Source organism: Oleiphilus sp. HI0125 (assembly GCF_001635355.1).
Map to the genome: position 1 here is coordinate 1 of NZ_LWGF01000917.1, position 1,407 is coordinate 1,407.

At 47.5% G+C, this 1,407-nt stretch carries 3 protein-coding genes; all 3 read left to right on the forward strand.

What is annotated here, in order from left to right; translation table 11 throughout:
* The coding region (locus tag A3762_RS15885) for a PilW family protein (protein WP_197469301.1) at positions 1-522 on the forward strand (522 nt) is incomplete at its 5' end.
* A 9-nt stretch (positions 523-531) separates the two neighbouring features.
* Complete coding sequence (locus A3762_RS15890; protein ID WP_082869185.1) at positions 532-1,104, forward strand: PilX N-terminal domain-containing pilus assembly protein; 573 nt, start codon at positions 532-534, stop codon at positions 1,102-1,104.
* The gene (locus tag A3762_RS15895; protein WP_068756580.1) at positions 1,101-1,301 is read left to right on the forward strand and encodes a hypothetical protein; all 201 of its coding nucleotides are present in this window, start codon (positions 1,101-1,103) and stop codon (positions 1,299-1,301) included. The genes A3762_RS15890 and A3762_RS15895 overlap by 4 nt, the downstream gene beginning before the upstream one ends.
* The last annotated feature ends 106 nt before the right edge of the window (positions 1,302-1,407 follow it).

Below are 1,407 nucleotides of genomic sequence, written 5' to 3' on the forward strand. Positions count from 1 at the left end.
ATCGTATCGAGTTGTGCGCGTGCTGAGCTATTCTCTATAACGAGTGACCCAACAGCAACGAACGTGCTTAATCATGGGACATCGCATAACAATAGCGCCAACTTTGCTGATGATATTTATGATCCTGACGGTAGTTACTTGTACCTACCTACTATTACTGCATACCACGTCGGCAATACGGCCGATGGTGGTCGCGCACTGTTCATGACGCAGATTAACCGCTCTGGCGAGACTTCCTCGTTTTCGACTCAAGAGATCGCCGAAGGCGTGGAAGATATGCAGGTGCTTTACGGTGAAGATACTAATGATGATGGAACAGCGAATCGCTATGTGGCTGCTGATGACGTCTCTGACTTTTTGAATGTTGTCGCTGTACGCACACGCATTCTTACCGCGTCTGAAGATCGCACAGTTGCGGAAAACCAAACCTATAACTTCAATGGCACGGCTACGACGGCTGCGGACTTACGCTTTTATGTGCCGTATGAAACTACGAATACCATTCGCAATCGTTTGAAATAGGGAGCGAATATGACACACGTATCTACTATGCAGAATCTAAACCCTAAAAAGCAGAAAGGCGCTGCCTTATTTATCTCGCTTATCTTCTTGTTGATCTTGACGGTATTGGGTGTGAGCTCAATGAACGACACCATTATGCAAGGGAAGATGTCTGCAGCGATTCAAGACGGCAACGTTGCACTGCAAGGTGCAGAAACAGCCGTTCGCGCTGCAGAGCAAGCTATTGAAGCGTTTATTTCGACAACGGGTTTCAATTCAACTGGCCCGTTTTATACCAATGGTGATGCGCCAGACCCATTTGATGCCAGCATTTGGGTTGATGACGTAAACAATACCGCCACCCAGGCAGTGGGTGCCGTGGCAGGGCAAACAGAGCAACCACGTTACTTTATAGAGCTTGCGGGTTCAGTCGAAGATGATGGTCTAAACACCGGTCAGGGTGACTTTGGTGAAACCGGTGGTGGTTATGGTTCAGGCACCGGTAACCCTTTAATCACAACGTTTAGAATTGTCGCGCGTAGTACAGGTGGTACCACGAATTCACAACGCATTATTGAAACATACTACGGTAAAAAACTATGAGCTTGATCAATAGACATACGACAGAAGCATCAAGCTCTAGCGACCTTGCAGGGGGGCGTGCTATGAAAACATTCGAACGCAAACTTCGTTGGTGTGCGCTGGTCACATATCTGACCGCACCTACTATTGCTTATTCTGCTCCAGGTCAGTTAGCAGACCAGCCATTATGGTTAGGCTCGTCTGTGAAACAAACCTAATGTTCGCGATTGATGACTCCGGTAGTATGGACTGGGAGCTATCTTTCCCTGTCAATGATGGTACACCGCGTTTGAGAAGCGATGGTAATTTTGTAGACTCAAACGG

Bases quoted from the DNA above. Each gene is read 5' to 3' on its own strand.
- A3762_RS15890 (WP_082869185.1), top strand. From the start codon at position 532: ATGACACACGTATCTACTATGCAGAATCTAAACCCTAAAAAGCAGAAA.
- A3762_RS15895 (WP_068756580.1), top strand. From the start codon at position 1,101: ATGAGCTTGATCAATAGACATACGACAGAAGCATCAAGCTCTAGCGAC.